Raw genomic sequence first — 8,738 nt, 5'->3', positions numbered from 1 at the left:
TCACAAACACCGCAACAGCGGCAGCGAGGCCTGAAGTATCTCTCACTCGCAACAAAAGCTGTAGTTAGACTACATATGGTTATCCCGCAAATCATCGCAAGCCATTGATTTTCAATGATTCAATCCGATTACTTCGATGTTTTCCCTGTTGTTGAATCGGTCAATACGAATGTATATTGTCTACATACCGAGCGCCCCGTGCGCCGGCGAACAGACCCAAGACAGAGACAAGCAGCCAGGCCGGACGCCTGGCTGTGCAAAGGACAAAACGTGGCGGACGTAAAGCTGCAAGGCGTGAGCAAGGCCTATGGCGCGACTCGGATCCTGCATGGCATCGACCTGGATATCCGCGACGGCGAGTTCATGGTGTTTGTCGGCCCCTCAGGCTGCGGCAAGTCGACCTTGCTGCGCACCATCGCCGGCCTGGAAGACATCACCGGCGGCGAGATGCGCATCGGCGGCGTGCTCGTCAACGAGGTGCCGCCGGCCGAGCGCGGCATCGCGATGGTGTTCCAGTCCTATGCGCTGTACCCGCATATGAATCTGTACGACAACATGGCTTTCGGCCTGAAACTGGCCAAGGTGCCGCCCGCCGAGATCGATGCCGCAGTGCGCCATGCCGCGCGAATACTGCACATCGAGCATCTGCTGGAGCGCAAGCCCAAGGACCTGTCGGGCGGCCAGCGCCAGCGCGTCGCCATCGGCCGGGCCATCGTGCGCAAGCCCGAAGTCTTTCTGTTCGACGAACCGCTGTCCAACCTGGACGCTGCGCTGCGCGTGCGCATGCGCTATGAATTCGCCAAGCTGCACGAGGAACTGAAAACCACCATGGTCTATGTCACGCACGACCAGGTGGAGGCGATGACACTGGCGGACCGCATCGTGGTGTTGCAGGCCGGCCGCATCGAGCAGGTCGGAACGCCGCTGGAGCTGTACGAACATCCGGCCAATCTCTTCGTCGCCGGCTTCATCGGCAGCCCCAAGATGAACTTCATCGAGGCTGAACTGGTCGAGACCTTGGCCCAGCCGCCGGCACAGCGATCAGGCGACGACAGCACCTGCACCTCGACGCAGCAGGCTCTGCTGCGTCTGCGCGATGGCAGCCTGCTGTACGCCTTTGTCGATGCCTCGCGGGCGAAAGTCGGCGACAAGGTGACGCTGGGCGTGCGGCCCGAGCACATCCGGCTCGGCGGCGACGTCAACACGGTGAGCAGCAAGGTCAGCTTTGTCGAATGCCTGGGCAGCGCCACCTTTGCCTATTGCAACTTCCCCGGCACCGACGAGCCACTGACCTGCCAGTTCGAGGGCCGCAACGGCCATGACCGCGTGCGCAGCGGCGATGCGCTGCAGTTGCATATCCCCCCCGAAGCCGCCTATGTCTTCGATGCCCAGGGCCAGGCCATGCGCCGCCTGGCTGCGCCGGAGCTGGTGGCATGAGCAAGCTCGGCCTGACAAGCCTGCTGCTGGCCGGCCTGCTCAGCAGCGCCGCGCAGGCCCAGAGCACCGCGCCCAAGCTGCTGGTCTGGATCAATGGCGACAAGGCCTACAACGGACTGCAGAAGGTGGGCGACACCTTCGAAAAGCTGTCCGGCGTGCGGGTGGTGGTCGAGCATCCGGTCGACGCCACCGACAAGTTCCAGCAGGCAACCGGTGCCGGCAAGGGGCCGGACATCTTCTGCTGGCCGCACGACCGCGTCGGCGAATGGGCCAAGTCCGGACTGCTGACGCCACTGCGGCCCAGCAAGAAGCTGCTGGCGGAGAACGAGGCCACGGCCTGGCAGGCGCTGTCCTATCAGGGCCGCATCTGGGGCTACCCCATCGCGATCGAGACCACCGGGCTGATCTACAACAAGGCACTCGTCGACAAGCCGCCAGCCAGCTTCGACGAACTGCTGCAACTCGACAAGAAGCTGGCGGCCCAGGGCAAGCGCGCCATCCTGTGGGACTACAACAAGAGTTTCTTCAGCTGGCCGCTGCTGGCGGGCGCGGGCGGGCAGATCTTCGGCCGCAATGCGCAGGGCGATTTCGACCCGGCCCAGGTCGGCGTCAACAATGCCGGCGCGCTGGCCGGTGCCGAGATGATCCAGCGCCTGCTGCGAGACGGCCACATGCCCAAGGGCGCACGCTACGCCGAGATGGAAAGCGCCTTCGCGCGCGGCGAGGTGGCGATGATGATCTCCGGGCCCTGGGCCTGGGACAACGCGCGCCGCGCCAAGATCGACTTCGGCGTGGCGCCGATTCCCGCCGTGCTGCCCGGCAAGCCGTCCAAGCCCTTTGTCGGCGTACTGGGCTGCATGATTGCCGCGCCCTCCAAGCACAAGGACATCGCCCGCGAGTTCCTGGAGCAGCATCTGCTGCGCCCCGAGGCACTGAAGGTGCTGGACGCCGACGTGCCCATCGGCGTGCCGGCCAACAAGGCCTTCTACGCCGAGCTGGCGGTCAACCCGCTGATCAAGGCCAGCATGGAGAACGCCCGGCTGGGTGAACCGATTCCCAACATCCCCGAGGTCGGCCGTTTCTGGACCGCCATGGACGCCGCGCTGGAAGCCATCACCAACGGACTGCAGTCGCCCAAGGACGCGCTGAACGGCGCGGCCGCCCGCATGCAGCTCAAGCCATGAACGCCGCCACCGATTCCGCTCCGGCCCGCAGCGCGCCGCTGCGCAGCGCCTACGGGCGCCTGCCGGACACCCTGCCGCAGCGCCTGGGCCGCCTGCTGCGCTGGCCACTCACCGCTGCCGCCCTGCTGGGCGCGCTCTACCTGGTGTTTCTGGTCTATATGGCCGGCCAGACCAGCTGGGCGCTGGGCACGCTGACCTTGCTGGCCGCCGGTTTCTACGCCTATCTCAGCCGGGCCAGCTTTGCGCTGCGCTACCTGTTTCCCGGCATCGCCGGCATGCTCGTGTTCGTGGCGTTTCCGCTGGTCTATACGGCGCAGATCGGCTTCACGAACTATTCATCGGCCCATCTGCTCAGCGAGGAGCGCGCACGCGACTACCTGCTCGACCAGCATGAGGTGGTGGAAGCCCAGGTGCTGAGCTTCACGCTGCACGCCGATGCGGCCGATGCCACCCAATACCGCCTGCTGCTCAGCGACCCCGAGCTGGCGACGCCGCTGTGGCTTTCCCCTTCGCTGACACTGACGAGCAGCGCTCCGATCCGATTGACGATGCAGGCCGCTGCCGACGCCACGCCGCCGGCCGCTGACACGGCACTGCCGCTGCGCGAGTTGATCCGCCATCGCGACGCGCTGCGCGGGCTGACGCTGCAAGTGCCTGGCCATCCTGAGCTGCGCTATCTGGGCCTGCGCGAGTTCGGCCCGATCCAGCAGCACTGGCAAGCCGCGGCCGATGGCAGCCTGACGCGCCACAGCGATGGTCAGGTCTTCAGGCCGGACCGCGAGCGCGGCAATTTCAGCAGCGCCAGCGGCGAACTGCTGCAGCCCGGCTTCAAAGTGATGGTGGGCTGGCGCAACTACGCCCGCATGGTGCTGGACGCCGATTTCCGCGGCCCCTTCCTGGCCATCTTCAGCTGGACCGTGCTGTTCTCGGCCCTCACGGTGCTGTTCGCCACCGCAATCGGCATGCTGCTGGCCGTGCTGCTGAACTGGGAGGACCTGAAGTACCGCGCCACCTACCGCACCCTGCTGTTCCTGCCCTATGCAGTGCCGGGCTTCATCTCCATTCTGGTGTTCAAGGGTCTGTTCAACCAGAACTTCGGCGAGATCAACGCCATCCTGGACGCCTTGCTGGGCGTCAAGCCGGCCTGGTTCGCGGATCCGCTGCTGGCCAAGGTCATGCTGCTGATCGTCAATGTGTGGCTGGGCTATCCCTACATCATGATTCTGTGCGCCGGCCTGCTGAAGGCGATTCCGGCCGATCTGTATGAGGCCTCGGCCATAGCCGGCGCCGGTCCGCTGACGAACTTCTTCAAGATCACCGCGCCGTTGATCATCAAGCCGCTGGCGCCGCTGCTGGTCTCGGCCTTCGCCTTCAACTTCAACAACTTCGTGCTGATCGCGCTGCTCACCGACGGGCGCCCCGACTTCCTGAACACCAAGATTCCCGCCGGACAGACCGACATCCTGGTGTCCTACACCTACCGCATCGCCTTCAAGGATTCGGGCTCGGACTTCGGACTGGCCGCGGCAATCTCCACGCTGATCTTCTTCCTGGTGGCAGCCCTGTCGCTGCTGAATCTGCGCCTGATGCGCAAGACACAAGACTGAGACCCACACACCATGGCCATCGTTCGAGGCAAACAAGCTCGCTGGCGCGTCTTCGCCGCGCATGCGCTGCTATGGGCCTTTCTCGCGCTGACGCTGTTTCCGCTGCTGGCGGTGCTGTCGATCTCGCTGCGGCCCGGCAACTTCGCCACCGGCAGCCTGATCCCCACCGAGATCAGCCTGGAGCACTGGAAGCTGGCGCTGGGCATCCCCTATCAGGCCGAGGACGGCAGCTGGGTGCAGCCGCCCTTCCCGGTGCTGCTGTGGCTGTGGAACTCGGTCAAGATCGCTACCGTCTCGGCGCTGCTAATCGTCGCCATCTCGACCACCGCGGCCTATGCCTTCGCGCGGCTGCGCTTTCGCTTCAAGCTGCCCTTGCTGAACAGCATGCTGCTGCTGCAGATGTTTCCGCCGGTTCTGGCCCTGGTGGCCATCTACGCGATCTTCGAGACCCTGGGCACCCACCTGCCCTGGCTGGGCATCGAGACCCATGCCGGCCTGGTGCTGGCCTATCTGGGCGGCGTGGCCACGCACATCTGGACCATCAAGGGCTATTTCGAGACCATTCCGGTGGAGATCGAGGAATGCGCCAAGGTGGACGGCGCCACGCACTGGCAGGCCTTCCGCCGGGTGTTGCTGCCGATGGCCGTGCCCATCCTGATGGTGGTGTTCGTGCTGGCCTTCATCGGCACCATCATCGAGTACCCGGTGGCCTCGGTGCTGCTGCGCGAGGAGGCCAACCTGACGCTGGCGGTGGGCTCCAAGTACTTCCTGCACGACCAGCGTTTCCTGTGGGGCGACTTCGCCGCGGCGGCCGTCTTGTCGGGCCTGCCGATCACACTGGTTTTCTTGCTCGCGCAGCGCTGGATCGTCTCCGGGCTGACGGCCGGCGGCGTCAAGGGCTGAAGCGATGGTCTGTCGACTTTTTGCAGCCACGCTGCTGGGCCTGGCCCTCCTGCCCCAGGCCATGGCCCAATCCCAGGCCACCAACTGCAAGCCCAGCCCGCTGGGCGCACGCGAGCTCTACCTGCGCGGCACGATGAACGGCTGGGCGGCATTGGACGCCTATCGCTTCCAGTACCGCTGTGACCGCTACGAACTGCTCGTCGAACTGAAGGGCGAGCAGCGCTTCAAGGTGGCCGACGAGGACTGGTCGGCCGATGCCGACTTCGGCGGCAGCCTGCAAGGCCTGCAAGCCAAGGGCGGCGAGCTGAGCCAGCGCTTCGCTCCCGGCCACTACCGGCTGCAACTGCGCATGGACGACAAGCACAAGACAGCGCAGGCACTGAGCATCAGCGCCTGCCCGACAGCACCGCTGGGCGACACCACGCTCTACCTGCGCGGCACGATGAACAACTGGGCCGCCCTGGACGACTATGCCTTCCAGTACCGCTGCGATGCCTACGAACTGGACCTGCAGCTGAGCAGCGCGCATGAGTTCAAGATCGCCGACGCCGCCTGGAGCCCGGGGACGAGCTTCGCGGCCGCAAAAGGTGGCAACCACAGCCTGCGATTCGACGGTGCGCACACGCTGCGCATGGAGCTGGACGAGCGCAAGCGCCCTCGTCTCACGCTGCTGCCGCGTCGAGCCAGCGCCGCGGCCAGCACTATCAGCGACCCTTTGGCGCTGAGCGTGCACTACAACTCGCGGTCCGGCGCACACAAGGCGCCGTTCGGTGCGCAGCCCGCGGGCACGCGCTTCGACTTCATGCTCGACGCGCTGCCCGGCGTCGAGTCCGTCGAGCTGGTGATCGAGCGTCGCCGCCTTGAGGGCAACCAGGAGCTGCTCGAATACACCGAGCTGGCACGCCTTGCGATGCAACGCAGCACGGTGGGCGGGCGCGAGCAGTGGCGCGCGCAGCACCGCTTCAGCGAGCCGGCAATCTACGGCTACTACTTCGTCGTCAGCATCCAGGGTCGGCGCTACCTCTACCAGAACAACAAGGACAGCATCTACTGGACGCGCGAGAAGGGCTCGATGGGCACCGGCCTGATCGAGGAGCCGCCCGCAGATGCCAAGCGCATCCGCCGCTACCGCCAGACCATCCATGCGGCCGACTTCCAGGTGCCGAGCTGGGCGCGCGACATCGTCTACTACTACGTCTTCCCCGAGCGCTTCCGCAATGGTGAAAAGGGCAACGATCCGCGGCCCGGACGCGACCGGTACCAGCGCCACAGCGTCGAGCTGCACGAGCGCTGGAACGAGAAGCCCTTCAAGCCGGGCAGCGGTGACGGCTCGGACAGCGTCTTCAACAACGACTTCTTCGGCGGCGACCTGCAGGGCATCATCGACAAGCTGGATTACATCCGCGAGCTTGGCGCCAACACCCTGTACATGACGCCTGTATTCCGCGCCCCCAGCAATCACAAGTACGACACCGCGGACTTCAAGCAGATCGATCCCGCCTTCGGCAGCAACGCCGACTTCAAGCGCTTGACGCAGGAAGCGGCGAAGCGTGGCATCCGCGTGATTCCCGACAGCTCGCTCAATCACGTCGGCAGCGACTCGCCCTACTTCAACCGCTTCGGCAATTACCCGGCCGGCGGCGCGTTCGACGGCGGCCGACTCAACCCGGCATCACCCTACGCCAACTGGTTCAAGCTGGACCCGAGCCAGCCCAATCCCGAGGACCAGTACCAGGGCTGGGTCGGCGTGAAGGACCTGCCGGAACTGGACAAGCAGTCGAAGGCCTTCCGCGCCTTCGCCTATGGCGAGCCGGACTCGGTAATGAAGCATTGGCTGGACCAGGGCGCAGCCGGTTGGCGCATGGACGTGGCGCCCTGGGTGCCGGACGACTTCTGGCGCGAATGGCGCGCCGCGATCAAGGCCCACAAGCCCGACGCTCTGACGATCGCCGAGACCTGGTTCGACGCCAGCAAGTACTTCCTGGGCGACAGCTTCGACTCGACGATGAACTACATCTTCCGCAATACGGTGCTGGACTATGCAGCCGGCGGCGCGGCCGACAAGCTCTACGCCAATCTGGAACTGCTACGCGAGGCCTATCCGCCGCAGGCGCTGTACGCGCTGATGAACCTGCTGTCCAGCCACGACCAGCCGCGCGCGCTGCACCACTTCGGCCACCAGGACGACGCCAATGCCAAGACGCTCGCCGAGGCGAAGCAGCGCCTGCGCCTGGCGCTGCTGTTCCAGATGATCTATCCCGGTGCGCCAACCATCTACTACGGCGACGAGGTGGGTCTGGGCGGTGGCGACGACCCGGACAACCGCCGCACCTACCCCTGGGCCGATGAAGGAGGCCAACCCGACACGGCGCTTCTGGCCGACTTCAAGCGCCTGACGCAGATGCGCCAGAGCCACCCGGTGCTGCGCCACGGCAGCCTGCAAGCGCCCTTGTATCTGGATGCACATGTGATCGTGCTGGCCCGCCAGTCGGGCCAGAGCTGGGCGCTCACGGCGACCAACAACGCGACAACGACGCGACGCCTGCGGCTGGCCTTGCCCGAGGCGCTGCAGCAGGCCGAGTGGCGCGACGCGCTCGATGGCCGCGTGCTGCGGCCCGTGGACGGGCATCTGGAGCTGGAAGTCCCAGCCCTGTTCGGCCGCGTGCTGCTGTGGAACTGAGGCCGCTCGGGCGCAGCGGCCTCCGGGTGTCGGCCCTGGGCTTCGGCGCCATGCATGTGAACGACGAGCGCATCAGCGAAGCGGAGGCCGGCCACCTGCTCAATGCGGTGCTGGATCTGGGCGTGAACCTGATCGACACTGCCCGCAGCTACGGGCTCAGCGAAGAGCGCATCGGCCGCCACCTGGCCCACCGGCGCCAACAGTTTCTGCTGTCAACCAAGGTGGGCTACGGTGTCGAAGGCGTGCCCGACTGGAGCTATGACTGCATCGTCCTCGGCGTGGAACGGGCCTTGCGCCTGATGCACACCGACGTGATCGACATCGTGCATCTGCACTCCTGCCCGCTCAGCGTGCTGCAGCAGGGCGAGGTGACCCGCGCGCTGCTGGATTGCCAGCGCGGGGGCAAGCTGCGCGTGGCGGCCTACTCGGGCGACAACGCCGAGCTGGACTTCGCGCTGCAAAGCGGCGCCTTCGGCTCGGTGCAGACCTCGGTCAGCGTGTGCGACCAGGTCAACTTGAATGGCAGGCTGGGCCAGGCGCAGCGCCTGGGCATCGGTGTGCTGGCGAAGCGCCCGCTAGCCGGTTCGATCTGGCGCCAGCCGCAACGCCCGGCCGATGCGGCAGAAGCTGCGTACTGGGATCGTTGGCAACGCCTGGGTCTGCCAGCCACACTCCTGCAAGCCGCAGGAGAAAACGACTGGCCCGGCCTGGCGCTCCGCTTTGCCGCCCATGCGCCAGGCATCAGCAGCGTTTTGATGGGCACTGCCAGCTTGACACATCTGCGCGCCAACCTCGCCGCTGTCCGCCGCGGACCTTTGCCAGACGGTGTGCTGGCGCGACTGCATCGTGACCATAGCCCGGATTGGGCCGGCATGATCTAGGGCCCTGCGCCTCATGTTCCGGCACATGGGGCCGCGTCTTCTGCGG

At 65.9% G+C, this 8,738-nt stretch carries 6 protein-coding genes; all 6 read left to right on the top strand.

Annotation, left to right across the window (positions count from 1 at the left end; all coding sequences use genetic code 11):
* The first annotated feature begins 270 nt into the window (after positions 1-270).
* From ACIQ67_RS07955 to ACIQ67_RS07930, 6 genes are read left to right on the top strand one after another with little or no spacing between them, the layout of a single operon-like run.
* The gene (locus ACIQ67_RS07955; RefSeq protein ID WP_397533827.1) at positions 271-1,437 is read left to right on the top strand and encodes an ABC transporter ATP-binding protein; all 1,167 of its coding nucleotides are present in this window, start codon (positions 271-273) and stop codon (positions 1,435-1,437) included.
* Complete coding sequence (gene malE / locus ACIQ67_RS07950) at positions 1,434-2,621, top strand: maltose/maltodextrin ABC transporter substrate-binding protein MalE (RefSeq protein WP_397533826.1); 1,188 nt, start codon at positions 1,434-1,436, stop codon at positions 2,619-2,621. The genes ACIQ67_RS07955 and malE overlap by 4 nt, the downstream gene beginning before the upstream one ends.
* Positions 2,618-4,228 (top strand): maltose ABC transporter permease MalF, encoded by a 1,611-nt coding sequence (gene malF / locus ACIQ67_RS07945; RefSeq protein WP_397533825.1) that lies wholly within the window; start codon positions 2,618-2,620, stop codon positions 4,226-4,228. The genes malE and malF overlap by 4 nt, the downstream gene beginning before the upstream one ends.
* Positions 4,229-4,240: 12 nt before the next feature.
* Positions 4,241-5,131, top strand: coding sequence for a maltose ABC transporter permease MalG (malG, locus tag ACIQ67_RS07940; protein ID WP_397533824.1), 891 nt, complete (start codon positions 4,241-4,243; stop codon positions 5,129-5,131).
* 4 nt (positions 5,132-5,135) lie between these two features.
* Positions 5,136-7,811: an alpha-amylase family glycosyl hydrolase gene (locus tag ACIQ67_RS07935; RefSeq protein ID WP_397533823.1), complete on the top strand. Its 2,676-nt coding sequence runs from the start codon at positions 5,136-5,138 to the stop codon at positions 7,809-7,811.
* Positions 7,712-8,692, top strand: coding sequence for an aldo/keto reductase (locus tag ACIQ67_RS07930; RefSeq protein ID WP_397533822.1), 981 nt, complete (start codon positions 7,712-7,714; stop codon positions 8,690-8,692). Before ACIQ67_RS07935 ends, ACIQ67_RS07930 begins: the two co-directional genes overlap by 100 nt.
* Positions 8,693-8,738: the final 46 nt, after the last annotated feature.

Source organism: Roseateles sp., from assembly GCF_044373315.1.
Classification (GTDB): Bacteria; Pseudomonadota; Gammaproteobacteria; order Burkholderiales; family Burkholderiaceae_C; genus JACDQM01.
This window is presented reverse-complemented; position numbering and strand designations above follow the sequence as displayed.

Excerpts from the sequence above, each read along its gene's own strand:
- ACIQ67_RS07935 (WP_397533823.1), top strand. The coding sequence starts at position 5,136 with ATGGTCTGTCGACTTTTTGCAGCCACGCTGCTGGGCCTGGCCCTCCTG.
- malE (WP_397533826.1), top strand. The coding sequence starts at position 1,434 with ATGAGCAAGCTCGGCCTGACAAGCCTGCTGCTGGCCGGCCTGCTCAGC.
- malG (WP_397533824.1), top strand. The coding sequence starts at position 4,241 with ATGGCCATCGTTCGAGGCAAACAAGCTCGCTGGCGCGTCTTCGCCGCG.
- malF (WP_397533825.1), top strand. The coding sequence starts at position 2,618 with ATGAACGCCGCCACCGATTCCGCTCCGGCCCGCAGCGCGCCGCTGCGC.